The 22,844-nt window shown below is 58.5% G+C and carries 23 protein-coding genes and 1 tRNA gene; 8 read left to right on the forward strand and 16 right to left on the reverse strand.

Annotation, left to right across the window (positions count from 1 at the left end; all coding sequences use genetic code 11):
* Positions 1 to 298 precede the first annotated feature (298 nt).
* The 3 genes from WA367_RS10755 to WA367_RS10765 all read right to left on the reverse strand — a co-directional run bounded on the left by WA367_RS10755 (position 299) and on the right by WA367_RS10765 (position 2,600).
* A tRNA-Lys gene (locus WA367_RS10755) sits at positions 299 to 374 on the reverse strand.
* Between the two features lie 162 nt (positions 375 to 536).
* Positions 537 to 1,454 carry a PhzF family phenazine biosynthesis protein gene (locus tag WA367_RS10760; RefSeq protein WP_336056738.1) on the reverse strand — a complete coding sequence of 306 codons (918 nt, stop codon included), beginning with the start codon at positions 1,452 to 1,454 and terminating at the stop codon, positions 537 to 539.
* A gap of 27 nt (positions 1,455 to 1,481) precedes the next feature.
* Entirely contained in the window at positions 1,482 to 2,600 is a 1,119-nt protein-coding gene (locus tag WA367_RS10765) for an endonuclease/exonuclease/phosphatase family protein (protein WP_336056739.1), read from the reverse strand.
* 196 nt (positions 2,601 to 2,796) lie between these two features.
* Between WA367_RS10765 and WA367_RS10770 the strand changes: the two genes are divergently transcribed.
* A complete protein-coding gene (locus WA367_RS10770; protein WP_336056740.1) occupies positions 2,797 to 3,249 on the forward strand; it encodes a BA14K family protein in 453 nt (150 codons plus the stop codon).
* 113 nt (positions 3,250 to 3,362) lie between these two features.
* Here the strand turns inward: WA367_RS10770 and ilvC are convergent, their stop codons facing one another.
* From ilvC to WA367_RS10785, 3 genes are all read right to left on the reverse strand, one after another.
* On the reverse strand, positions 3,363 to 4,382 hold the full coding sequence (gene ilvC, locus WA367_RS10775; RefSeq protein ID WP_336056741.1) for a ketol-acid reductoisomerase: 1,020 nt from the start codon (positions 4,380 to 4,382) through the stop codon (positions 3,363 to 3,365).
* Positions 4,383 to 4,433: 51 nt separating this feature from the next.
* On the reverse strand, positions 4,434 to 5,087 hold the full coding sequence (locus WA367_RS10780) for a TetR/AcrR family transcriptional regulator (protein ID WP_336056742.1): 654 nt from the start codon (positions 5,085 to 5,087) through the stop codon (positions 4,434 to 4,436).
* Between the two features lie 268 nt (positions 5,088 to 5,355).
* Complete coding sequence (locus WA367_RS10785; protein WP_336056743.1) at positions 5,356 to 6,114, reverse strand: pyridoxine 5'-phosphate synthase; 759 nt, start codon at positions 6,112 to 6,114, stop codon at positions 5,356 to 5,358.
* A 119-nt stretch (positions 6,115 to 6,233) separates the two neighbouring features.
* Here WA367_RS10785 and WA367_RS10790 point away from each other — a divergent pair, with 119 nt between their 5' ends.
* Both WA367_RS10790 and WA367_RS10795 read left to right on the forward strand, forming a co-directional pair.
* Positions 6,234 to 6,635 carry an STAS/SEC14 domain-containing protein gene (locus tag WA367_RS10790; protein ID WP_336056744.1) on the forward strand — a complete coding sequence of 134 codons (402 nt, stop codon included), beginning with the start codon at positions 6,234 to 6,236 and terminating at the stop codon, positions 6,633 to 6,635.
* 74 nt (positions 6,636 to 6,709) lie between these two features.
* Positions 6,710 to 7,678, forward strand: coding sequence for a DUF3179 domain-containing protein (locus WA367_RS10795; protein ID WP_336056745.1), 969 nt, complete (start codon positions 6,710 to 6,712; stop codon positions 7,676 to 7,678).
* On the opposite strand, the gene WA367_RS10800 is transcribed toward WA367_RS10795, so the two are convergent.
* A complete protein-coding gene (locus tag WA367_RS10800) occupies positions 7,679 to 8,806 on the reverse strand; it encodes an ATP-dependent DNA helicase (RefSeq protein WP_336056746.1) in 1,128 nt (375 codons plus the stop codon).
* Between the two features lie 74 nt (positions 8,807 to 8,880).
* Between WA367_RS10800 and WA367_RS10805 the strand changes: the two genes are divergently transcribed.
* Together WA367_RS10805 and WA367_RS10810 are read left to right on the forward strand one after the other, a co-directional pair.
* Entirely contained in the window at positions 8,881 to 9,324 is a 444-nt protein-coding gene (locus tag WA367_RS10805; RefSeq protein WP_336056747.1) for a hypothetical protein, read from the forward strand.
* A complete protein-coding gene (locus tag WA367_RS10810) occupies positions 9,321 to 10,271 on the forward strand; it encodes a cation diffusion facilitator family transporter (RefSeq protein ID WP_336056748.1) in 951 nt (316 codons plus the stop codon). Before WA367_RS10805 ends, WA367_RS10810 begins: the two co-directional genes overlap by 4 nt.
* 8 nt (positions 10,272 to 10,279) lie before the next feature.
* On the opposite strand, the gene WA367_RS10815 is transcribed toward WA367_RS10810, so the two are convergent.
* The 3 genes from WA367_RS10815 to WA367_RS10825 form a co-directional block, all read right to left on the reverse strand.
* Positions 10,280 to 10,876 carry a LysE family translocator gene (locus WA367_RS10815; RefSeq protein ID WP_336056749.1) on the reverse strand — a complete coding sequence of 199 codons (597 nt, stop codon included), beginning with the start codon at positions 10,874 to 10,876 and terminating at the stop codon, positions 10,280 to 10,282.
* 66 nt (positions 10,877 to 10,942) lie between these two features.
* A complete protein-coding gene (gene ilvN / locus WA367_RS10820) occupies positions 10,943 to 11,515 on the reverse strand; it encodes an acetolactate synthase small subunit (RefSeq protein ID WP_036479904.1) in 573 nt (190 codons plus the stop codon).
* Positions 11,516 to 11,577: 62 nt separating this feature from the next.
* Positions 11,578 to 13,380, reverse strand: coding sequence for an acetolactate synthase 3 large subunit (locus tag WA367_RS10825; RefSeq protein ID WP_336056750.1), 1,803 nt, complete (start codon positions 13,378 to 13,380; stop codon positions 11,578 to 11,580).
* A gap of 327 nt (positions 13,381 to 13,707) precedes the next feature.
* Here WA367_RS10825 and WA367_RS10830 point away from each other — a divergent pair, with 327 nt between their 5' ends.
* Positions 13,708 to 15,477 carry an ATP-binding protein gene (locus WA367_RS10830; RefSeq protein WP_336056751.1) on the forward strand — a complete coding sequence of 590 codons (1,770 nt, stop codon included), beginning with the start codon at positions 13,708 to 13,710 and terminating at the stop codon, positions 15,475 to 15,477.
* 94 nt (positions 15,478 to 15,571) lie between these two features.
* Here WA367_RS10830 and WA367_RS10835 read toward each other — a convergent pair whose 3' ends face one another.
* Together WA367_RS10835 and miaA are read right to left on the reverse strand one after the other, a co-directional pair.
* Positions 15,572 to 16,363, reverse strand: coding sequence for a GGDEF domain-containing protein (locus tag WA367_RS10835; protein ID WP_336056752.1), 792 nt, complete (start codon positions 16,361 to 16,363; stop codon positions 15,572 to 15,574).
* A 104-nt stretch (positions 16,364 to 16,467) separates the two neighbouring features.
* Positions 16,468 to 17,364 (reverse strand): tRNA (adenosine(37)-N6)-dimethylallyltransferase MiaA, encoded by an 897-nt coding sequence (miaA, locus tag WA367_RS10840; protein ID WP_336056753.1) that lies wholly within the window; start codon positions 17,362 to 17,364, stop codon positions 16,468 to 16,470.
* Positions 17,365 to 17,391: 27 nt separating this feature from the next.
* Here miaA and serB point away from each other — a divergent pair, with 27 nt between their 5' ends.
* Positions 17,392 to 18,279: a phosphoserine phosphatase SerB gene (gene serB, locus WA367_RS10845; RefSeq protein ID WP_336056754.1), complete on the forward strand. Its 888-nt coding sequence runs from the start codon at positions 17,392 to 17,394 to the stop codon at positions 18,277 to 18,279.
* Complete coding sequence (locus tag WA367_RS10850; RefSeq protein WP_336056755.1) at positions 18,276 to 18,836, forward strand: GNAT family N-acetyltransferase; 561 nt, start codon at positions 18,276 to 18,278, stop codon at positions 18,834 to 18,836. Before serB ends, WA367_RS10850 begins: the two co-directional genes overlap by 4 nt.
* Before the next feature lie 4 nt (positions 18,837 to 18,840).
* On the opposite strand, the gene WA367_RS10855 is transcribed toward WA367_RS10850, so the two are convergent.
* The 4 genes from WA367_RS10855 to hflK form a co-directional block, all read right to left on the reverse strand.
* On the reverse strand, positions 18,841 to 20,322 hold the full coding sequence (locus WA367_RS10855; RefSeq protein ID WP_336056756.1) for a DegQ family serine endoprotease: 1,482 nt from the start codon (positions 20,320 to 20,322) through the stop codon (positions 18,841 to 18,843).
* A gap of 109 nt (positions 20,323 to 20,431) precedes the next feature.
* A complete protein-coding gene (locus WA367_RS10860; RefSeq protein ID WP_336056757.1) occupies positions 20,432 to 20,617 on the reverse strand; it encodes a DUF2065 domain-containing protein in 186 nt (61 codons plus the stop codon).
* 25 nt (positions 20,618 to 20,642) lie between these two features.
* Positions 20,643 to 21,596: a protease modulator HflC gene (hflC, locus tag WA367_RS10865; protein ID WP_336056758.1), complete on the reverse strand. Its 954-nt coding sequence runs from the start codon at positions 21,594 to 21,596 to the stop codon at positions 20,643 to 20,645.
* The gene (gene hflK, locus WA367_RS10870) at positions 21,596 to 22,705 is read right to left on the reverse strand and encodes an FtsH protease activity modulator HflK (protein ID WP_336056759.1); all 1,110 of its coding nucleotides are present in this window, start codon (positions 22,703 to 22,705) and stop codon (positions 21,596 to 21,598) included. Before hflK ends, hflC begins: the two co-directional genes overlap by 1 nt.
* Positions 22,706 to 22,844 lie beyond the last annotated feature (139 nt).

Raw genomic sequence — 22,844 nt, forward strand, 5'->3', positions numbered from 1 at the left:
CCAAGGGCTTGCCGCTACGCGGCACACATCAACTACCTCATATATCACGAGCCGCAAGCGTGGCCTTGAAACGAGCATCCAAGGCCACGGGTCGGTGTAGGTGGACCCTGACTTCCGATAGTACGTTTTTTCCATGCATTGAAAGCTGCAGCGGCAGGTGGCCGAATCTTGCTGCCGAATGATGCCCGTGCTCAGATTGTTGACAAAGGCTTGAAAAACCTAGCGGCTTCTGCGTGGCCCCACGCAGGCCTTGCCTGAAGACAATAGCCCAAGAAACATAATAAAATCAAGGAGATAGTGGTGGGTGATGTAGGGATCGAACCTACGACCCGCTGATTAAGAGTCAGCTGCTCTACCAACTGAGCTAATCACCCGACCGTTTCCTCTTGCGAGGCCCGCCGATGGTTGCGGCGGAGTGAGTGGGTCATTATCCCGTATGGCGGATTCGTGCAACCCCTTCATGACAGTGTTTTTCGCCGAGCCTCACTTTTTTCACCGGATCAATGCCGACGGCACAACGGGCGCGGCAACACCCCTCATAAATCAAGCGTTCCGGTAGCAATTTGCACGGCACCGCCTCCGATGCGTGCAGCCTCGATATTCCCGCCCTTGATATCCATTTCCAGGCGGATATGCGACGGGCGTCCCATCTCAAGCCCCTGCTCTATCCAGAACTGATGCGCGCCATCCACGGGCGCATCGAAAGAGTTGATCGCTCCGGCAAATGCCGCCGCCGCCGAACCTGTTGCCGGGTCCTCGTCAATTCCCGACAAGGGGGCGAGCATGCGCGCGTGGAAGGCATTCTCGTGGCCAACGGTCTCACGGCAATAAATATAGGCTTCCGCCCGGACACCATCGTGAAATGGCGCCAACTCCTCCCAAAGCACTGCATTTGCACGTGCGCGACCGGCAGCACCCAGATCTGCTACCGGAACCAGCACGAAGGGCACGCCCGCCGACCACAGGCTGAGCTTGTGGTTCTCGAAACCCAATTCGTGATGAGAAAGACCCAACGCAGCCGCCACTGCCTCTGCGGGTGGAGCATCATCCAGTTGCACGGGCAGTCGCGGCAGGTCGAACTCAGCAAAAACACCGGCGGCACTCGAATTGACGGCGCAACGTACTGCGCCGACATTCTCCTCCAGAACGACAATGGCGGATTGCGCGACATCACCCAACGCGCCATTGCGCCTCGCCAGCGCTATCGCCGTCCCGACAGTCGGGTGGCCTGCAAACGGCAACTCATGGCGCGGCGTAAAAATGCGGATGCGTGCGGTGTGCAAAGGGTTGTCCGGCGGCTGCACGAACACAGTCTCCGAAAGGTTGAACTCGGCAGCAATGCGCTGCATCTGCCCACCGTCAAGCCCGTCGCCATCGAAGACGACGGCAAGCGGATTTCCGCTGAGCGGCGTGTCGGTAAAGACATCGTAGATGGCGTAGGAACGTGACGTCATCGCAATACTCCAATGTTCAGACCAGCCTCAGTCCGAAGGCAGTGCCAGCGTCATGGCTACCGGGCAATGGTCCGATGCTTTCGGGCGATCCCAGCCGGTACGCGGATAGCGCTCGACTTCCAGACCAGGAGGAAAAGGTGTGCGCCAAGGCTGGCCGCCTCGAACTATATCGGGCAGCCCGGTCGAGCGCTCGGCCAATGCTGGTGAGAGGAGCATGTAATCAAGCTGACACAGATGCCGCTCCTCGGGGCCCCGCGTGTGATAGAGCGTCCAGCGGTCGAGCTCCGGACGTCGCTCAACGACATTCACGCAGAAACCATCTTCCGTCAGGATATCGATGCTGTTGGGTTCACTCTCCCGCACGGGCTCGAAACTGTAGCCATCAAACATGTCGCCGCTGATGACCACCCTCTCGCGGTAATCGTTCAGATCGCCGCAGATGACCCAGTCATGGTCGCGCGCATTCTGAGCGCCATAACGCTTGGAGATGATGTGGCGGATGGCGCGAGCCTCGGCGATGCGCACCGGCATACTCGCGGTTCTACCGTCCATTCCGTTACGCGGCGGACTCATTGCCTTGAAATGCGCGCCAAAAATGCTGAAATCGCGATCGCCAATCCTCAGATCCACTTGCAGGCAGTCGCGCCTGAAGATCCGTTCATCCGGCTCAATGTTGAGCTCCGCCAGTGCCGCATTGTGCAGATCAAGATCACGAAAAGTGAGATGTGCGTGGCTGGTCATGCCGACAAATTCGATCGGCTCGCCATCAGCGGTCTCGCGGCGCATCATGATTGCAACATCAATGCCGCGCCCATCGTTGCCTTGGCTGCAATATTTCTCGCGATACCCCTCACCGATCATCTTGAACAGATAGCCATATTCGAAGGCCTTTAGCGCGGCGAGATTGTCGACCTCCTGCAGGCAGATAATATCGGCTCGTGTTGCCGCTATCGCCAGCGCGGTTAGCTGGCGCGCATCATCCGTATGCGCAACCATGCGAGCGCTCTCAAGTGCACGATATTGCTCTTCGGTCTTGATATCGTAGAGAGCAAGCGCGCGATCCTGCCGAATATCGTTCTTGAAACCGGAGAAGTCGAACCGGTTCATCAGATTTTCGACATTGAAGGTAGCAAGGCGAAAGGTCATTCAGCAGCTATGCCTGCTGGATCGTCCAAAGACAAGGCGTACCGGCTTTGCCCTTCACCTGCCGCAAAACCGCGCCAAACACGGCTTAACCTGCAACCAATGTGTTCATGCGCCATTCATGGTGCATATGAAAGATTGCGGCATCCTCCGGCGGTTTTGGGCTTGGGCCGTCGCTCGTGCAGATTGGAGATGAACGATGAAAGCAATATTTTCCGCGATGGCCGTCGCCAGTATTCTGAGCATCGGCATGGCTGCGGCCCCAGCAAGTGCTTCTGCTCTCGGCGCTGTCTCGCAGCCGGTCACGGCAGCAGAAGGTGCTGGAACTTTGGTTCAGAAGGTGGATCATAAGCGGCACAGGAAGCATCACGCCAAGCGGCACTATCACCGCAAGCACTGGCGCCGCCACCATTCGCGCCCGCGCGCCGGCATCTATTTCGAGTTCGGCACGCCCGGCTATCGGCGCCCCTATTATGATCGTCCCTATTATGCGCGTCCGCGATATGTACGCCCGGCACCGCGCGGGAGGGCGACGCGCGCGCACGTCAACTGGTGCTATGACCGCTACCGCTCTTACCGCGCATCGGACAACACGTTCCAGCCTTACAACGGTCCGCGTCGTCAGTGCCGCTCGCCATACTGGCCTCGCTGAAGACACGAAATCCCCAAATGACAAATGCCCGGTGCAGCACATGCACCGGGCATTTTTGTTCTAGGTTACGACTGAATCAACGTGTCAGCTGTGCAAGGCAAGCCGCTGAATGATCAGTTCTTTTCCTTGTCGACCAGCTTGTTCTTGGAAATCCACGGCATCATGCCGCGCAGCTTTTCGCCGACTTCCTCAATCGGATGTTCGTCATTCAGGCGACGGGTGGCCTTGAAGCGGGCTGCACCGGCATGCCACTCCTGCATCCACTCAGTGGTGAAGCGGCCAGACTGGATGTCTTGCAGAACGCGCTTCATTTCCGCCTTGGTCTCGGCAGTGATGATGCGCGGACCCGTTACATACTCACCCCACTCAGCGGTGTTGGAGATGGAGTAGTTCATGTTGGCGATACCGCCCTCATAGATGAGGTCGACGATGAGCTTGACTTCGTGAAGGCACTCGAAATAGGCCATTTCGGGCGCATAGCCACCTTCAACGAGCGTTTCGAAGCCGGCGCGGATGAGTTCGACGAGGCCGCCGCACAGAACAACCTGCTCACCGAACAGATCGGTCTCGCACTCTTCGCGGAAGGTGGTTTCGATGATGCCCGAACGACCACCGCCCACACCGCAGGCATAGGACAGGCCGAGATCAAGCGCATTGCCTGACGCGTCGTGGTGAACAGCAACCAGGCAGGGCACGCCGCCGCCCTTCTCATATTCGCCGCGCACCGTGTGGCCCGGCCCCTTCGGAGCAACCATCAAGACGTCAACGGTCTTCTTCGGCTCGATCAGGCCGAAATGCACATTGAGGCCGTGAGCAAATGCAATCGCAGCGCCGTCGCGGATATTCGGAGCGATTTCGGAGTTGTAGATGCCCGCCTGAAGTTCATCGGGCGTCGCCATCATCATCAAGTCGGCCCAGGCTGCTGCTTCTGCAACCGTCATCACCTTGAAGCCGTCGGATTCGGCTTTCTTGGCGGTCGCCGAACCGGCGCGCAATGCGACCACGATGTCCTTCGCGCCTGAATCCTTCAGATTGAGCGCATGAGCACGACCCTGGCTGCCATAGCCAATGATGGCGACCTTCTTGGATTTGATCAGGCCGAGATCGGCGTCGCGATCATAATAGACTCGCATTTCGTTTCCTTCCTTGAACTAAAATGAGATGAAATCACACCGGCGACAGGCTCAAACGCCAGCCACCCTCTCCTCTTCCCGCGCAGCATAAAGCGCGAAAAACTTTGCCACTGCAGCCTCTGCGAGTTCTTCGAACTGCTCCGGCTGCCTTGCACCCGCGTCACCGAGCAGCATCCGCACATGCAAGTCGCGGACGATCAGTCCGTACAGGACGTGGTAGGTGTCATCGCGATCGTCATAATGGATCAGCCCGCGCCGTTTGCCCGCTTCGAGAAGTGCACCTGCACGCTGATCGATCCGCTTTCGGCCGCGCTCGATGAGAAGCTGCGCCAGGCTGTTGCCCTCCTGGCTCGCCTGGCCGATGGCCAGCCGGTTGAGCGCCAGCGAAACGTCGCCGGCGAGCACGTTCAGAAGATCCTTGGCGAAGGCGAGCAGATAGGCCCGGTAGCGCTGCGCGTCCATTGCTGCACCGTCATCGGTGAAGGTGCGCACCTTGCTGGCCTGGTAGGAGATCATCGCTGCAAGCAAGCCCTCGCGGTCCCCGAACCATTTGTAGAGGCTTTCCTTGGAACAGCTTGCTGCCCTCGCAACACCTGCAGTCGTCAGTGCCTTCTCTCCCCCGGCCACAAGAAGGCCGAGAGCGGATTCAAGGACCGCCTGCTGCCGCGGTGTGAATTCATCGCTGTGGTTTGTATTCTCAGGCACCTTCGCCCGCCTCACTCTTTACAGTACCGTACGGTACGGTTCTGACACGAGTCGTTCGCAAGGGCAAGAGGAGGATCAAAAATTTTCGAGCTAATAATCTCGCCTCTGTTGCAAGCGGTGCACGCTGTTAACCAATTGTTAAGATTTGGGGTTTACAACCTTAAGTATAGTGCTTTGAGGCCTCCTCAACTATTTTGAAGACAGCATTTACCCCAATCTTTTTCTCCCAAGACATTGGCGGCACTGCGTTTTGCAGTGTCGCCACTTTTCATTTGACCTGCGCACCGCCCAACGCTTTGAGGAAGCGCTCGACCGTACCGGCCATACCGTGCACAAGCGCATCAGCGGTCAGCCCATGACCGATGGAAACTTCCGCCAGATCGGGCAGAGCCCGCACGAGAGCTGGAAGGTTATCCACCGTCAAATCATGGCCTGCATTGACCCCAAGCCCCAGAGAGCGGGCTGCTACACCAACTTTTTCAATATCTTTCAGATGTTTGGCTGCTTTCGAGGAATCATCATGGCAGCCACCATAGGGTCCGGTATAAATTTCCACACGATCTGCGCCCAATTCACGGGCGACCGCTAGATCCTCCGCCGATGCATCGGGATCGCAGAACAACGATACACGCATGCCGCCCCTCTTCAGCCGCTTCACGACAGGCGCCAGAAGCTCGCGCGATGCGTGGAAGTTCCAGCCATGATCTGATGTCGCCTGCGCGGGATCATCGGGAACCAATGTCACCTGCTCGGGCTGCGTCTTTTCAACCAGAGCGATAAAATCATCCGTCGGATAGCCTTCGATATTGAACTCCGCATGCGGAAATTCGTCATCAATCAACGCACGGATTTCAGGTAGATCGCTGAAGCGAATATGTCGTTGGTCCGGTCGCGGGTGAACGGTCAACCCTTGCGCGCCTGCCTGCAGGGCAATTCGTCCCAGCCCCGTCACACTTGGCCAAGGCAGATCGCGCCTGTTGCGCAGCATCGCGACAGCGTTCAAATTGACGGAAAGTGTGGCAGCCATGACGTCCTCGTACAGTGATCGCTGGCGAACCTATACGCGCTTGGCGCGGAACGCGAGAGGGCCAGTCCTCGTTACTTCCTGTACAGGAACCCAAGCCGCTGGAAGATGGCCTGCAGAAGATGCTGAACAACGAGACTCCACACGTAAAGCGCATCGAGACATCGCGCGAGGATGCCGTTGCCTTCGAGGTGACCGGCCATATCACGACCGCCGACATCGAAAATCTCTATGGTCTTCTCGATGGCATCTATGTCGTGCACGAGAAGATTGACCTGCTTGTGCTCATTCACCACTACGAAGGCTTCGACTGGAACGCGGCTTTGCGTGAAGGCACAATCGCAGGCAAGACCAAGGCGCTGAAACATGTGCGCAAATACGCTCTTATCGGCGGCCCATCATGGATGGGGACCACCCTGGCGCTGTTCAGGCCTTTTCTGTCCATAGACATGAAGCATTTCGACCTCGACGAACAGGAACATGCGTGGAAATGGCTGGGAGCAGAGCCCCGGCCGATCGAGTAGCAGGCCACGGCATCGTGACTGGCCAGTGAGCCCGGAAAAGTGCTCCCATAGATCCGTCAATGGGAGGCTGAGCTATGAGATCCAGAGCAATTGCCCTTGGCATTGCGTTCATGCTGATATCTGTTCCCGCCAGCGCCAATCCGGATCGCTGGCGCGGTGAAGGCTGGAAGACTGACTTCAGCAGGACCACGGTCGAGTGGAGCGAAATTCTCTCCGGCGGCCCTCCGCGCGATGGCATCCCCTCAATCGACGATCCGCGCTTCGAGAAAGCATCGACCGTAAAGGGTCTCGCCGAGCGTGAACCAGTAATCCGATTGCAGATCGGCGATGAGATCCGCGCCTACCCTCTTAGCGTTCTGACCTGGCACGAGATCGTCAATGACGAGTTCTACGGCCAACCGGTGGCCATCACCTATTGTCCTCTATGCAATGCTTCGCTGGTGTTCGACCGTCGTCTGGACGGGCAGGTTCTCGAATTTGGCACCACCGGCAAGCTGCGCAACTCCGACCTCGTCATGTATGACCGGCAGACCGAGAGCTGGTGGCAGCAGTTCACGGGCGAAGCTATTGCCGGCACATTGACCGGTCGCCGTCTGAGGCTGGTACCCTCCCGCATAGTGGCATTTGGCGAATTCGCGAAAGCCAATCCCGATGCGAAGGTGCTCGTGCCGAACGACCGAAATTTCCGTGACTATGGGCGCAATCCCTATATGGGTTACGACACCGCCGCGGCCCCCTTCCTTTATCGAGGGGACCTGCCGGACAACATCCCCGCAATGAGCCGGGTCGTGGTCATCCGCACGGATGGGCAGCCGATAGTGGTAAGCTTGGATATGGTTCGCAAATCAGGCTTCTCGAAAGACGGTTACGAGGTCGCCTTCCAGGCTGGCGTGGCATCAGCCTTGGACACCGCAGCCATCGCGCAGGGACGTGACGTAGGAACGGTGCGGGTCACGAAGAACGGCGAAGATGTCCCGCACGACGTGACATTCGCTTTCGTCGCCCATGCGTTCCACCCCGAGGCTGCCATCATCACCGAGTGATCAGCGCACGATGGTCAACCGCTCCGCAGCACGGGTAATGGCTGTGTAAAGCCAACGCTGACGCGTATCGCGAAAGGCATAGCTTTCGTCGAACAGCACCACATTGTCCCATTGCGAGCCCTGAGCCTTGTGCACGGTCAAGGCATAGCCATAGTCGAAGTCATCAAAGCGCTTCTTGGTCTGCCACGGAATATCGGCTTCCGGATCCTCAAACTGCGCCTTGAGCAGCTTGATCTTGGCGACACCGCGATCCGGATCATCCTCCTCAGGCGAAACGAGCAGATTGATGCCCGGTTTGATGGTCTCCTTGGCGGAGGTCATCACCTTCCAAAGCGAGCCGTTGAGCAGTCCCTTAGCCGGATCGTTGCGCAGGCATACCAGCTTGTCTCCCGCCTGTGGATAGACGGCATCGAAGCCCTTCAGCTCGCGGAGGCGGGCATTGTAGCGCCGGCGCGTTCTGTTTGTTCCAACCAGCACCTGGTCGGCATCCAGCACCAGTTCCCGATCAACCTGCGCCTTGGAGATCACCTGAGCCGCGCCGTAATTGCCATGCATGAATTCCCGCCCCTCGCGCACATCGAGTGCCAGCCGCACAATGGGATTGTCCCGCGCCTGACGATGGATCTCGGTGAGCAGAAAATCAGGCTCATGCTCCGTAAAGAAGCCGCCACCCGAAATGGGCGGAAGCTGGGCGGGATCACCAAGAACGAGAATGGGCGTTCCGAATGTCAGCAGATCACGCCCCAGCGCCTCGTCGACCATCGAGCACTCGTCAATGACGATAAGTGCTGCCTTGGCCACCGGACTTTGGCGATTAAGCGAAAAGGTTGGCGATATGGATGTTCGCCCCGTCGTTTCATCTTCGACCTGTTCTTCGCCCCGTGGGCGGTAGATCAGGGAATGGATCGTGCGGGCATTTGTTGCCCCCTTCGAGCGCAGAACCTGCGCGGCCTTTCCGGTGAAGGCGGCAAACTGCACCTCACCATCCACATGTTCGGCGAAATGGCGGGCGAGCGTTGTCTTGCCCGTACCGGCATAGCCGAACAGCCTGAAGACCTGGCTCTGGCCATCACGCAACCATCGCGCAACGGCCTGAAGCGCTTCATCTTGCTGAGGTGCAAATTCCATGACTTCGAAGAACAGGATTCGGGCTGGTTATGCAAGCGATGGAACCGGCTGTAGAACCTCCACGTTGCCTGCACATGAAGCCAACCACCATTCCAGGTCTGCTCGCCGCACTTGTTCTCAGCCTCGTCACGCTTAGCGCGTGCTCTTTTCCCGCCGACATGCACGGGACGTCGCAGAAGGTTTCCGGTTCCGTTCTGGTGGTTGGTATTCTTGGTGCCGACACGGCTGGCCCGCGTGAGACCGAGATCATCAACCGGATTGCGCAGCATTTCGATGCACGGCTCATGTGGGTAAGCGGAGAGTCACACCGCCTAGTTTCGGATCTGGAGAGTGGGAAGGTTCATCTGCTCGCCGGCGCTATCCCGCAGACCACGCCGTTCTCCAATAAAATCGGCCTCAGCAGACCCCTCGCCTATACGATCATTGGCGACAAGCGTCACAAGACCGTGTTGGCAGTGCGCAAGGGTGAGAACGCATTCCTTCTGGAGGTCAATCGGGCCATAGGCGAAAGTCCATGAAACACTATCAGCAACTGCCCGAAGACATTGTCGATACCTTGAACCACGCTCGCCGGCTTGAATGGTGGACGCTTGGATTTATCAGCTCGATCGTCATTGTCATGTACTTCGCCGTGGGTTCGAGCCAGGCGATGAAATCGGCATGGGCAGAAGACCTGCTCAGCCTCCTGCCACCAATCCTCTTCCTGGCGGCAACTGCAGTCGAACGAAAACCGCCTACGGAATTCTACCCCTATGGTTTCCACCGCGCAGGTTCGCTCGGCTTCTTCGCCTCTGCCATGGCTCTCACTGCTATGGGCGGTTACTTGCTGTTCGAGGCGGCAATGACCCTCTTGAACCGCGAACATCCCAGCATTGGGAGCGTGCGCGTGTTCGGGCGTGAGGTTTGGCTCGGCTGGCTCATGATGGCAGCCTTGCTCTACTCAGTCATTCCTCCTGTAATCCTCGGACGAAAGAAGAAGAAGCTTGCGCGCAAGCTGCGCGACAAAATTCTCTACACTGATGCAGACATGAATGCGGCCGACTGGCAGACCGGTGCTGCGGGTATCGTTGGCATAATCGGGATCGGACTGGGCTTCTGGTGGGCGGACGCCGCGGCAGCCGGCATCATTTCCTTCTCCATCCTGAATGACGGATTGCGCAATACCCGCACGGCCTTTGCCGAACTGATGGACGGCGCCCCGCGCAAGATCGATGCTGCCGAGATCAGCGAGACGGCAAAACAGATCAAACACCGCCTTCAGAAGCGTAACCCGAACCACCGTGTGCAAATTCGCCAGACCGGCCGCTATATCAGGGCGGTCGTGGTGCCCGAGCGACACGAGGCCATTTCTCAGGAGAATGCGAAACTTCTTGCTGACAAGGATGCCTGGCAGCTTACCGAAGTCTCACGCGCGGTCAGCTCGACGACGGCGTTGGACGCGGCAAACGAGGACGATAAACGTTAGAGCCGCATCTAGCGCAGCATCGGCCAGAGGGTGACAACCAACGCCACACCCATAGCGATATTGAACCATTTCAGACGCGCCGGGTCCGACAGGAAACCGCGCAGAGCAACACCAAAGCCTGCCCAGATATAAAAAGTTGGCACTGCCATGGTCACGAAGCCCATAGCGACAATCAACACAGAGAGATATGGCGCGGCAGTTGTCGAATAGATGGCCATGGCCGTCATGCCCATCACCCACGCCTTCGGATTGACCCACTGGAACGCGGCAGCCTGCAGGAAGGTCATGGGCTGGTCCGTCTCATCATTGCTCTTTCCCATGGAGCGAGAGGTTGCGATCTTCCAGGCGAGATAGACGAGATAGGTCCCGCCGCATATCTTCATGACCAGCTGGAGCTGCGGAAACGCGGAAAAAAGCGCTCCCAAGCCCAGGCCGATGGAAAGCAGCAGCGAGAAGAAGCCAAAGGCGATACCAACCATGTGCGGCAGCGTCCGGCGCAGGCCGAAGTTCACGCCGGACGCAAGCAGCATGAAATTGTTCGGCCCCGGCGTTACTGAAGACACGAAGGAAAAGACCAGCAGAGCCGAAACGACTTCAAGTTCCATGAAATATTCCTGCCGGGCATAACCCGGCGAAGTAAATTGAGAAGGAAAACCTCAGGCAGTCTGGCGTCACATGCCCTCTGGACCACGATTCATGGCAGCCGCACCCGTCCGGCACACTTCCACGAGCCCGAGCGGTGTCATGATGGAGATGAACTGCTCGATCTTCGATACGCGTCCGGTGATCTCGAAAATGAAATGTTCGGTATTTGCATCGATCACCTGCGCGCGGAACGCATCCGCCAGACGCAGCGCCTCCACGCGCTGTTCACCCTTGCCGCGCACTTTCACCAGCGCGAGTTCGCGTTCCATTGCCCTGTCGTGACCACGCTCTTCGGCAACCTCCGACAGATCCACCACGCGGTGCACAGGTACGATACGTTCAAGCTGGTGCTTGATCTGTGTCAGGACATGCGGCGTGCCGCGGGTCACAATGGTGATGCGTGAAAGATGCTTCTCATGCTCGGTTTCCGAGACGGTGAGGCTATCAATATTGTATCCGCGACCGGAGAAAAGCCCGATCACGCGGGCGAGCACGCCGGGCTCATTGTCCACGAGCACCGCAAGTGTGCGGCGCTCATCGCGCTCGGTTTCCTTGGTGATGAAGTAGGCCGAACCCGTAGGCTGAAGTTGTGCATTCATTCGATGAATCTCTTTTTCAGTTCATTCGCGCAAGCGATTCAAATGACTCTGTTTTCGCGATCTCAGACCAGCGAACGGCCTTCCGCGTCAATTGCATTGGCAACAGCCTCGTCCGTGGCTTCATCGGGCAGCAGCATCTCATTATGCGCCTTGCCGGAGGGGATCATCGGGAAGCAATTGGCGAGATTGGCGACACGGCAGTCGAAAATGACCGGCTTGTCGACCTCGATCATCTCGCGGATCGCATCATCCAATTCGCCCGGCTTCTCGCAGCGTATGCCGTGCGCTCCATAGGCTTCCGCCAGCTTCACGAAGTCTGGCAGCGCCTCGGTGTAGGAATGGGACAGACGGTTGCCATGAAGCAATTGCTGCCACTGGCGCACCATGCCCATATACTGGTTGTTCAGAATGAAGATCTTGATCGGAGCACGGTGCTGAACTGCAGCACTCATCTCCTGGATCGTCATCAGGACCGAAGCATCGCCTGCAATGTCGATCACCAGCGCATCCGGATGCGCAACCTGCACGCCCAGTGCAGCCGGCAGGCCATAGCCCATCGTCCCAAGGCCACCTGAAGTCATCCAGTGGTTCGGCTTCTCGAAACCGAAATGCTGTGCGGCCCACATCTGGTGCTGGCCCACCTCGGTGGTGATGTAGGTATCACGGTCTTTGGTCAGCGCACTCAGCCGCTCGATTGCGTATTGCGGCATGATGACATCATTGTTGTGCTGGTAGGCAAGCGAGTTGCGCGCACGCCACTTCCCGATCTGCTCCCACCACGGCTGCAGCGCCTTCTTGTCAGCTTTTGCGCCCGCCCGCCACAAGCGCACGAGATCCTCCAGGACCTGCCCGCAATCTCCGATGATCGGAATATCGACATGGACATTCTTGTTGATCGAGGAAGGATCGATATCGATGTGGATCTTCTTCGAATCCGGCGAGAATGCATCGAGACGCCCGGTGATGCGGTCATCAAAACGTGCACCGATGCACAGCATGACGTCACAATCATGCATGGCCATATTGGCTTCATAGGTGCCGTGCATGCCCAGCATGCCCAGCCAGTTGTCACCGGAAGCCGGATAGGAGCCAAGCCCCATCAGCGTGGAGGTGATCGGGAAACCGGTCAGCTCGACGAGTTCGCGCAGAAGCTGGCTTGCCTCCGGCCCCGCATTGATGACGCCGCCGCCTGAATAGATCACCGGACGTTTGGCGGATGCCATCAGCGCCACGGCCTCACGCACCTTCTCCTGATCGCCCTGGACACGCGGCTGGTAGCTCGTGCGCGGTGCCGTCTGCGGCGGCGTGTAGAGACCGGTGGCGAACTGCACATCCTTGGGCACATCAACGACAACGGGACCGGGACGGCCGGTCTGTGCAACATGGAAGGCCTCGTGAAGCACGGCGGAAAGCTCGTTCACGTCACGGACCAGCCAATTATGCTTCGTGCAGGGACGGGTAATGCCCACCGTGTCGCATTCCTGAAACGCATCGGAACCGATGAGCGTGGTCGGCACCTGACCAGTGATGCAGACCAGCGGGATCGAGTCCATAAGCGCATCCTGCAGCGGCGTCACCGCATTTGTAGCACCCGGACCGGAAGTGACGAGCATGACGCCGGCCTTGCCGGTCGAACGTGCATATCCTTCAGCGGCATGCCCTGCCCCCTGCTCGTGGCGAACCAGGATATGCTGGACTTCGTCCTGCTGGAAAAGCTCGTCATAGATGGGAAGGACCGCGCCGCCCGGATAGCCGAAAATATGCTCGACGCCGTTGTCCTTGAGCGCCTGGATGACCATTTCCGCGCCTGTCATCTCTCTGGTGCCCGCTTCGGCGGCTTGTGCTTTTGGCGCTCGCGTATCCATTTCTTCCGATCCCGTCTTTTCCTGATTGCGTCGTCGTCTGGCCAATAAAAAAGGCCCCCGGTGGGAGCCTGTCTTTCGCACATGAGTGGCTCTCGCCCGGCGGCTACGCCGCCCTGCCCATGTGCGTTCCTACTACGATAAGAATATTCTTCATCATGGCGCGGACAATAAGACCGAAAATTGCGCCGGTCAACCTACAAATGCCCCCTCATTGTCCGCTTCTGCTGCGTTGCCATATCACACGTTAATCGCTCGGCAACCATAGGCGCAAACGCTGCCTTAACCCAGCCACAGATATTCTGGCTCGACGGGGTAAAGGGGCATGAAATGTATCTAGATGCGACATCCAGTCAGGGCGAAGCAACATCACAGGAGCGCCGTCGCAACGACCAGCCGTCATCGCGCGTTCTGGGCCACGTTGTTCAGTGTGATGGCGCCCGCGCAGTAATCGCTGCTTCCGTCGGCAGCGACGCAGGCGAAACGGGAAGCATCTGGACCGTGGGCAAGATGATCTCGATCAATCTGGGCACCACACGGACCGTCGGTCTCATCTATGCCATTGAGCGTCCTGAGCGCCATTGGGAAGAAGACAGCAACAACCCCATCATGATCTGCGTGGAGTTGATCGGTGAAGTGCGTGACGAAGGCGGCACTGCCCGCTTCGACCGCGGCATCACCGACTATCCGCATATTGGTGCGATCGCCCACCGCATCCGTTCACATGATCTGCGCGCCATCTACGATCTCGGCGGCCGCCGCTCTGTCGCCATAGGCAACCTGTCCCAGGATCACTCCATCGATGCATGCCTGGCAGTCGACGAGACGCTTAACCGGCACTTTGCGGTGGTTGGCACGACCGGCGTCGGCAAATCCACGGCTGTCTCCCTTCTGCTGCGCAAGATGGTGGAGACCCGTCCCGACCTGCGCGTCATGATCCTTGATCCGCACAACGAATTCGCCTCCGCGCTTCCCGAATACAGCGTGCGCATCGACACCAACACGCTGGAGCTTCCATTCTGGCTCTTCCGGCTGGAAGAGTTTGTCGAAGTCATTTTTCGTGGCCGCGAGGCAGTGGACGAGGAGGTCGAGCTCCTGCGTGATCTCATCACGCAAGCCAAGCACCACTATCGCGATCCAGGGGCTCTTAGCTCACTGCGCCGTACCACCGACAAATCCGACATTACCGCGGATACGCCTATCCCCTACCGGATGACGGATCTGCTGCGCGAGCTTGACGACCGGATGGGGCAACTCGACCAGAAGGTGGAGCGCCCGCATTACCGTCAGCTGCGCATTCGTCTGGAAGCTGCCATCAACGATCCGCGCTATCGCTTCATGTTCTCCTCGCGGCTGATCGAGGACACGATCCACCAGACCATTGGGCATCTGTTCCGCATTCCAGGAGACGGTCGTCCCGTAACCTGCTTCGAAATGTCGGGGCTTCCCGGCGAGGTGGTAAATTCGGTCTGCTCCGTCATCGCACGGCTGGCGTTTGATCTTGCATTATGGAGCGAAGGTCGCCTGAAGCTGTTGATGCTATGCGAGGAAGCGCACCGCTACATGCCGGCCGACAGTCGCCTTGGCTTTGCCCCGACACGTCATGCCCTCGCACGTATTGCCAAGGAAGGCCGCAAATATGGCTGCTACCTCGGCGTTATCACACAGCGGCCCGGCGACCTTGATCCGACCGTGCTCTCGCAGTGCTCCACGGTCTTTGCAATGCGCCTCGCCAACGAGCAGGATCAGGCGATCATCCGTTCGGCAATTGCCGACTCTTCCGCTTCTTCCCTCTCCTTCCTGTCCTCCATGGGCCAGCGTGAAGCGATCGCCTTCGGTGACGGCGTCGCAACCACAATGCGCATGAAGTTTCAGGAACTGCCGCAGTCTCTCCTGCCCGGCGTTAAGGATCGAAAGCTGGAAAGCATGGACGGAAAGCCCGAAGAGGTCGATCTCGTCGGCATCGTCAATCGCCTTCGCACAGCCGGGCGCCGTGGTGGTGCAGGTGGCAGTTTCGAGGCAACAGCCTCCGCTCCCGTCATGAGCGAGGGCAGCGGCCTGCAAAACGGCGCACCACGCTTCAGCTATTTCAGCCGCTAGGCAACCAGCAAAGAAAATCCAAAATGACCCAGGCCCGGCATCTACTGCCGGGCCTGATTCATTTCATTCGTGGTAATGGAAACAGACCTGGCTGTTAGGCGCAGACGCGGTTACGCCCAAGGCGCTTTGCCTGGTAGAGCATCTTGTCGGTACGGCGATAAAAGTCGTCAGCCGTCTCCTTGCCGTCCCAGATGGCAAGACCCACACTTGTGGTCACGCGCAGGCGAACATTGCCCGACTCTATGGAGAGGTTGGAAATTGCGGTGCGAATGCGCTCCGCAAGCTTGACCAGAGCCTGCTGGTTCATATTGGGCGCGACTATAGCGAATTCCTCGCCGCCCAGGCGTGCCACGACATCATGATAACGCGTCATGTCGCGCAGACACGCCGCAACCTGTCGCAGCACCTCGTCACCTACATCATGACCGTGCGTGTCATTCACCTGCTTGAAATGATCCAGATCGAGCACCATCAGCCCAACAGGCTTCTCGATACGTCCGAACTCGCGCAGATATTCGCGCAGCGCACCGTCAAAGAAGCGCCTGTTCTGAGTTCCCGTCAGCCCGTCCGTAAGGGCGGCATGTTCCAACGATTCGGACCGCTCACTGAGTGAGCGGGTCATCGCGCGCAGTTTGCCTTCTTCGCGGACTTGGGTGCGGATCAGCGGATAGATGAAGAAAAGTCCGAATACGGTTGCTGTCGCCAGAAGCACACCGGTCGTGAAGATCAGGCGGCCGAACTCGCTGAGCTGCTCGGGATCACCGATTGGCGGCACCGCATTCGCATTGGTCCGCAATATGCCATAGGCGAAGAACAGAAGCGCACCCGCGCCCAGCACAAGCGCAATGAATACGAAGAAAGCTGATTCCGCTTTATGGAAACGCATGAGTAGCCCAACCCGTTATTTCAGTGGTTGTCTCACGCTCCGCCTTACGGGAGGTTAATCCGGAACCGAAAACAGTTCGCCTTCCGAAGTTTTTTCCACAGCATTTACTCTGGGTAAACGTCGGACCCAAAACTGCGGTAAACGCGCCATTCGGGCGGCAGCTGCCGCCGAAACCAGGTCGACTGGCGCTTCGCATATTGGCTCGTGGCGATTGCTGATCGTTCCACCGCTTCTTCCAGGGTCGAACGACCTGCAAGATAGGCAGCAATTTCCCTCACCCCTATCGCTTTCATGGCTGGCATATCGCTTGGAATATTGAGGGCGAGCAAGGCCTCCACTTCCTCGATCGCGCCTTCCCTGACCATGGAAGTAAAACGCTCGAAGATGCGTTCGCGCAACGCTCCTCTGGGTGGCTCCAACACAATTTTGCGCACCGACGAAGCGTCAATGACGGCCTGGCCGCGTTGCGCCTGCCAATATCCGATGGACCTGCCCGAAGCCTGCAGAACTTCGAGCGCACGGACAATCCGCTGGCCATCACCCGGCTCCAGGCGCCCTGCGGTTTCGCTATCAAGCGTGAATAACCTCTCATGCAATGCTTCAGCACCTTCCCGTGCCAGAGCCAGCCGCCACCGTTCTCTTATCTCGGACGGGATGTCCGGCATGGGCGAAAGCCCTTCGCAAAGTGCGCGGAAATACAGCCCGGTTCCCCCTACAAAGATCAGCGGTCTGTCGCGACCCTCGCTTTGAACGATCTCCTCGGCTTCCCGCAGCCATGCCCCGGTCGAATAGGCTTCACGCGGATCCCTGTGTCCGTAGAGGCGATGTTGTGCTTGAGCCAGTTCGTCGGGTTGTGGACGTGCGGTCAACAATGACAGAACACCATAAACCTGCATGGAATCCGCATTGACGATGACCCCTCCATTTTCCCGGGCAAGCCGCAGCGCCAGGCCTGACTTGCCGCTGGCCGTTGGCCCCGCTATCAGGGTCACGTCTTTCATCGTCGCTTAAAACTCCCGGAACCTGCCATGTCTCTCGTCGCCACCCTCATCTCGCATCCCAATCAGGCCGCGCTCAAGGCAGACCTAGCGAATAAGGCGTCTGATGCCACTCATGCAAGGCAGGTGAACTGGCTTTGCGAGGATGTTGCATGCGATCTCGAGCTTGAAGAAGCAGCCGACGCGCAATCCATCCTGGCGGAACTGCGCGACCTGCTCGCCGGTCATCCAATTGATGTGGCCGTTCAGGATGCTGCCAACCGCCGCAAGAAGATGCTGATTGCCGACATGGATTCCACCATGATCGATCAGGAATGCATCGACGAACTGGCCGAAGAAGTTGGGCTGAAGGAGCATGTCGCTGCCATTACGGCGCGCGCGATGAACGGCGAGATCGCTTTCGAACCGGCTCTGCGGGAGCGCGTAGGTCTGCTCAAGGGGCTCAATCGCAAGGTTATAGACAGCGTCATCTCCAATCGCATCACACTCGCCTCAGGTGGACGCGAATTGGTCGCCACCATGAATGCCGCAGGCGCACATACGGCACTCGTATCTGGCGGCTTTGACATCTTCACGGGTGCCATCGCCGCAAAATTGGGCTTCAAGGAGCATCGCGCAAACCGTCTTGTCGAGGACGGAGACAAGCTTGCGGGTCTGGTCGAGGAACCCATTTTGGGTCGCGCCGCAAAAGCGCAGGCTCTTTCCGAAATGACCCAACGCCTCGGTATTGCATCGCAAGACGTGATCGCTGTTGGCGACGGCGCAAACGATCTGGACATGTTGCAGATTGCCGGGACAGGCGTGGCGCTTCACGCCAAGCCTTCTGTGGCCGAGGCCGCCCCATTCCGCATCGATCACGGCGATCTGACCGCCCTGCTCTATCTCCAGGGCTACCGCCGCGTGGATTTCACCATATGAGCCTGCTCGAAACCGAGCGCCTGCTCATACGCAACTGGCAGGAGAGCGACCGCGACCTGTTCCATCGCATCAACAGCGACGATCAGGTGATGACGTTCTTCCCCTTTCGGCGCAATCGTGCCGAAGCCGACGCCGTCATGGACCGCTTCAGCAAAGAGATAAGCGAGCTTGGTTACGGTTTTGCGGCGATGGAGTGCCGGGACAGCCGTGAGGTGATCGGTTTCACCGGAATCCGGCAGGTAAATGGCCTGCCGTCCCTCCCCACTGGAAGTCACGAGATCGGCTGGCGCCTGGTGCCGGAAGCGTGGGGCAAGGGTTATGCGACTGAAGCAGCAAGCGCATGGCTTGAATTTGCCTTTCATGGCTTGAAGCTGTCCGAGATCTTTTCATATGCCGTACACGACAACCACGCTTCACTGGCCGTGATGCGGCGGATCGGCATGGTGGAGCTGACAGATCAGGCGTTCGACCACCCATTGGTGCCCGACAGCCATCCGGAACTGAAGCGCCACCGCCTCTTCCGCCTCTCTGCGGAAGAATGGGAAGCGGGTCGGTAGCGGGTCAATTCATTCGAAGCGTTACGAAACGCAACTCACCGCTCTTTGAAGCCAGCATCAGCAGCGCGTTCTTGCGTCCCTGATCCTTCAGGGCCTCGATCTGATCCAGAACGTCCTGCGGTGAGGAGACCGATTGAAGCGCGATCTCCACGATCACGTCCCCCGCCTGCACACCTTCACGTGCGGCAACCGAGCCTTCCTCAACTGCTGTAACAACGACACCGCTTGCTTCGTCCGAGAGTTCGAACTCGGCACGACGTTCGTCCGTAAGTTCGGCAATCGTCATGCCAAGCAACTGCGCGCTCTCGACTTCCGGCGCCTCGCTCTCGCCTTCCTCGGCAGAGGCCTGCGCAAGCTTCTCGCCTTCTTCCAGGCGACCAAGTTCGATCGCCACGCTCATGCGCTCGCCCTTGCGCAGTATCTCGACGGACACGGTTTCACCGACCGGGCTCTCGGCAACGCTGCGGCTGAGCTCGCGCACATCATCAATTTCCTTGCCGTCAAAACCGATGATGATGTCACCAGCCTCAAGCTTGCCACCCGCGGCAGGTCCATCCTTGTCGATGCCGCTCACAAGCACACCGCTGGCCGAATCCAGCCCCAGGCTTTCGGCGATCTCCTCAGTCACGGGTTGAATACGCACGCCAAGCCAACCGCGGCGGGTCTCGCCATATTCGCGAAGCTGGTTGACGACATTCATCGCCAGTCGCGAGGGGATTGCGAAACCGATGCCGATCGATCCGCCCGAAGGAGAAATGATCGCGGTATTGATGCCGATAACCTCACCGTCCATGTTAAACAGTGGACCACCAGAATTGCCGCGGTTTATGGCAGCATCCGTTTGGATGTAGTCGTCATAGGGGCCGGAACCGATCTGGCGGTTCCGGGCGGAAACGATCCCCACGGTCACCGTCCCGCCAAAACCGAACGGATTGCCAATCGCCATCACCCAATCGCCAATGCGCATCTGTGCGCTGTCGCCGAAAGGCACGGCTTTCAAGTCATGCGCTTCGGGATCAACCTTCAAAACCGCGATGTCGGTCTTCGTATCGGCGCCGATAAGCTCGGCATTCACCTTGCTGCCATCGGCGAAATTGATGACGATCTCGTCGGCATCGGAGATAACGTGATTGTTCGTTACGATAATGCCTTCTTCCGCATCGATCACGAAGCCCGAGCCAAGCGAGGATCCTGGACCGGGGCGCCGCTGCGGTGGACGACCATTCTCGAAGAACTCGTTGAAATACTCCTCAAAGGGAGAGCCCTCCGGGAGCCTTGGCATGGGCACATTGCCGCGCCCGCTGCCCCCATTTTGCGAGGTGGAAATGTTCACCACCGCATCAAGGAGCCGGTCAGCCAGTTCCGCAACAGAGTTCGGCCCCTTGGTCTGCGCCGTCGCCGGCGCCGCGGAAACGGCAAGAACGGAAGCTATTGTAAGTACCGATAGAACCCGGCTGAATTTGCGAAGCGGGTGGGGCAAACGCATTCTGGCAATCTCCGGGACAAGCTGCATGAATCGATGATCGTCACCAAATGCGGCTTGTTTCGGGCCAATCCCCGCGCGCCGCACAACGATAGTAATTCATACAGGCTCTTCAGCCGCGCACAAGCCACACAATGAAGACACCGAGTGCCATGGCCACAAGACCCGTTGCCCGAAGCATGCTTTCCGGCAACCGCAGCACATCAGCGGCCATGCGTTTGGCAAAACGAGGAAGGCCCCCATAAAGGAGGCCTTCGAATACCAGGACCAGGCCCAGCGCCGCGAGAAAATCACTCACGATGCGTTTCCCGCTTTGTTAGCAATCACTGCGCGGTTGCTGCTGGCGCAGCAGGAGCACTGGTAGATCCCGTAGGCTCAGCCGCATCGGTCATGCTGCCGCGTCCAGCCGGATTACCGAAATAGCGGAAGAACTCCGTATTCGGTGAAAGCAGCATGGTCGTGCCTGCCGGATCAAGCGCCTGGCGATAGGCCGCCATCGAGCGATAGAAGTCGAAGAAGTCCTCGTCACGCTGGAAAGCCTCGGCGAAGATCGCGTTGCGCTCGGCTTCACCCTCACCGCGAAGAATCTCGGCTTCACGCTGTGCGGCAGCAAGGATTTCAACGACCTCACGATCCGCACGTGCGCGGATGCGTGCCGCTGCCTCACGACCGCGCGCGCGCAGACGCTCGGCTTCCGCGAGACGTTCCGCCTTCATGCGATCATAGGTCTGCTGCGAAACTTCGCTTGTGAGGTCGGTTCTGCGGATACGAACATCCTCGATCTGAACACCAAGCGACGCGGCATCAGGGCGAAGCTGCTCGGCAACTTCACGCATCATGGAGGTGCGTTCTTCCGACAGTGCTGCTTCGAAACCGCGCAGACCGTAAACGCGGCGCAGCGCTGCATCGAGACGCGTGCGAAGACGCTGTTCGGCAAGGCCGACGCTACCCGACACCGCCTGACGGAACCTGCGGGGATCCTCGATCGAATAGGCGATGAAGGCATCGACCTCGTAGAACTTGCCGCCGGAAACCTGCACACGAATGTCTTCAAGATCAAATCGCAGGATGCGATCTTCAATGATCTGCACATTGTCTGCTTCCAGGAAGCCGAAAGGCAGCTTGAAATAGAGGCCCGGCTCCTTCTTCACATCGACGATTTCACCGAAGCGTAGAACTATGGCCTGCTGGCGCTCATTTACGACGAAGATGGACGACAGCGCCAGGAACAGAACGATGGCGGCGGTCACCACGATGATAGGCAAACGGTTCGACATCAGTTGTTGCTCCCTTGTGCCTGGCCCTGCTGATTGGACGAGGGATTGTTGCGCTGCAGTTCCGGCAGCGGCAGATAAGGCACGACGCCCTGCCCATTCGGCTCGACGATGACCTTGTTGGATCCACCAAGCACTTCTTCCATGGTCTCCAGGAACAGACGTTTGCGCGTCACAGATGGAGCCTTGGCATATTCGTTGTAGACGGAGATGAAGCGCTGCGCCTCACCCTCGGCCTCCTGAACGACGCGGTTCTTGTAGGCCGCCGCCTCTTCCCGGATTTCCGCGGCTTCACCGCGTGCCTGACCGAGCTTCTGGTTCGAATACTGGTTGGACTCTTCCACGAAACGGTCTTCGTCCTGCTCCGCGCGCTGTACTTCATCGAAGGCATCAGCCACTTCACGCGGCGGAGCGGCATCCTCGATGGAAAGCGCGTTCACGGTCAGACCGGCACCGTATTCCTCAAGCGTTGTCTGGATGATGTCGCGAACTTCCTCGGCGATGCCCTGACGGTCATCACGGAAAATGTCCTGCGCGGGACGCCGACCCACCACTTCACGCATGGCGCTTTCTGCAACCTGGCGCACCATCTCGTCCGGATTGGCGACATTGAACATATAGGCGGCAGGATCAGCAACCTGGTAGGCAACGGAGAACTTCACATCAACGATGTTCTGGTCACCGGAAAGCATCAGGCCGGAAGAACCACCCGCGCGCATCTCGCCAATATCAACCAAGCGCTCGGCGATGGAAGCCTTCTCGACCGTCTCGATCGGCCACCAATGGAAGTGAAGACCCGGCTCGGAAAATTCTTCCTTCGGCTTACCGAAGCGAAGTTCAACGGCGATTTCGTCCGGCTGCACCGTGTAAACAGACTGGAATGCCCAGAGACCTGCAAGAGCAACAAAGATCAGCACGAAAAGCGCAGGGCTGGTCTGCCCGCCACCTGGCAGGGCATTTTTCAACCTGTCCTGACCGCGCTTGATGATTTCCTCAAGATCCGGCGGATTGTTCTGCGGGCCTTGTGGACCACGCGGGCCTTGGTCCCACGGACCGCCGCCATTTCCGCCGCCGCCCCCCCAGGGACCGCCACTCTGATTGTTCCAGGGCATTCTTGTTCCTTTTGCTTATGGCCGACACGAGCCGACACCCGGCCTTGTTATAGGTGCGCAGGCCAACCCTTTCAACGAGGTGATGGCACTCACAAAGACTTGGAAGACGAAGATCGTGGGTAAAAACACGTGATCGTTA

This window comes from Nitratireductor sp. CH_MIT9313-5 (genome assembly GCF_037029545.1).
Taxonomy (GTDB): domain Bacteria; phylum Pseudomonadota; class Alphaproteobacteria; order Rhizobiales; family Rhizobiaceae; genus Chelativorans.

What these genes read in the sequence shown, in the direction of transcription:
- WA367_RS10760 (WP_336056738.1), bottom strand. Translation starts at nt 1,454, where the DNA reads ATGACGTCACGTTCCTACGCCATCTACGATGTCTTTACCGACACGCCG.
- WA367_RS10765 (WP_336056739.1), bottom strand. Translation starts at nt 2,600, where the DNA reads ATGACCTTTCGCCTTGCTACCTTCAATGTCGAAAATCTGATGAACCGG.
- WA367_RS10770 (WP_336056740.1), top strand. Translation starts at nt 2,797, where the DNA reads ATGAAAGCAATATTTTCCGCGATGGCCGTCGCCAGTATTCTGAGCATC.
- ilvC (WP_336056741.1), bottom strand. Translation starts at nt 4,382, where the DNA reads ATGCGAGTCTATTATGATCGCGACGCCGATCTCGGCCTGATCAAATCC.
- WA367_RS10785 (WP_336056743.1), bottom strand. Translation starts at nt 6,114, where the DNA reads ATGGCTGCCACACTTTCCGTCAATTTGAACGCTGTCGCGATGCTGCGC.
- WA367_RS10790 (WP_336056744.1), top strand. Translation starts at nt 6,234, where the DNA reads ATGCTGAACAACGAGACTCCACACGTAAAGCGCATCGAGACATCGCGC.
- WA367_RS10795 (WP_336056745.1), top strand. Translation starts at nt 6,710, where the DNA reads ATGAGATCCAGAGCAATTGCCCTTGGCATTGCGTTCATGCTGATATCT.
- WA367_RS10800 (WP_336056746.1), bottom strand. Translation starts at nt 8,806, where the DNA reads ATGGAATTTGCACCTCAGCAAGATGAAGCGCTTCAGGCCGTTGCGCGA.
- WA367_RS10805 (WP_336056747.1), top strand. Translation starts at nt 8,881, where the DNA reads ATGAAGCCAACCACCATTCCAGGTCTGCTCGCCGCACTTGTTCTCAGC.
- WA367_RS10810 (WP_336056748.1), top strand. Translation starts at nt 9,321, where the DNA reads ATGAAACACTATCAGCAACTGCCCGAAGACATTGTCGATACCTTGAAC.
- WA367_RS10815 (WP_336056749.1), bottom strand. Translation starts at nt 10,876, where the DNA reads ATGGAACTTGAAGTCGTTTCGGCTCTGCTGGTCTTTTCCTTCGTGTCT.
- ilvN (WP_036479904.1), bottom strand. Translation starts at nt 11,515, where the DNA reads ATGAATGCACAACTTCAGCCTACGGGTTCGGCCTACTTCATCACCAAG.
- WA367_RS10825 (WP_336056750.1), bottom strand. Translation starts at nt 13,380, where the DNA reads ATGGATACGCGAGCGCCAAAAGCACAAGCCGCCGAAGCGGGCACCAGA.
- WA367_RS10830 (WP_336056751.1), top strand. Translation starts at nt 13,708, where the DNA reads ATGTATCTAGATGCGACATCCAGTCAGGGCGAAGCAACATCACAGGAG.
- WA367_RS10835 (WP_336056752.1), bottom strand. Translation starts at nt 16,363, where the DNA reads ATGCGTTTCCATAAAGCGGAATCAGCTTTCTTCGTATTCATTGCGCTT.
- miaA (WP_336056753.1), bottom strand. Translation starts at nt 17,364, where the DNA reads ATGAAAGACGTGACCCTGATAGCGGGGCCAACGGCCAGCGGCAAGTCA.
- serB (WP_336056754.1), top strand. Translation starts at nt 17,392, where the DNA reads ATGTCTCTCGTCGCCACCCTCATCTCGCATCCCAATCAGGCCGCGCTC.
- WA367_RS10850 (WP_336056755.1), top strand. Translation starts at nt 18,276, where the DNA reads ATGAGCCTGCTCGAAACCGAGCGCCTGCTCATACGCAACTGGCAGGAG.
- WA367_RS10855 (WP_336056756.1), bottom strand. Translation starts at nt 20,322, where the DNA reads ATGCGTTTGCCCCACCCGCTTCGCAAATTCAGCCGGGTTCTATCGGTA.
- hflC (WP_336056758.1), bottom strand. Translation starts at nt 21,596, where the DNA reads ATGTCGAACCGTTTGCCTATCATCGTGGTGACCGCCGCCATCGTTCTG.
- hflK (WP_336056759.1), bottom strand. Translation starts at nt 22,705, where the DNA reads ATGCCCTGGAACAATCAGAGTGGCGGTCCCTGGGGGGGCGGCGGCGGA.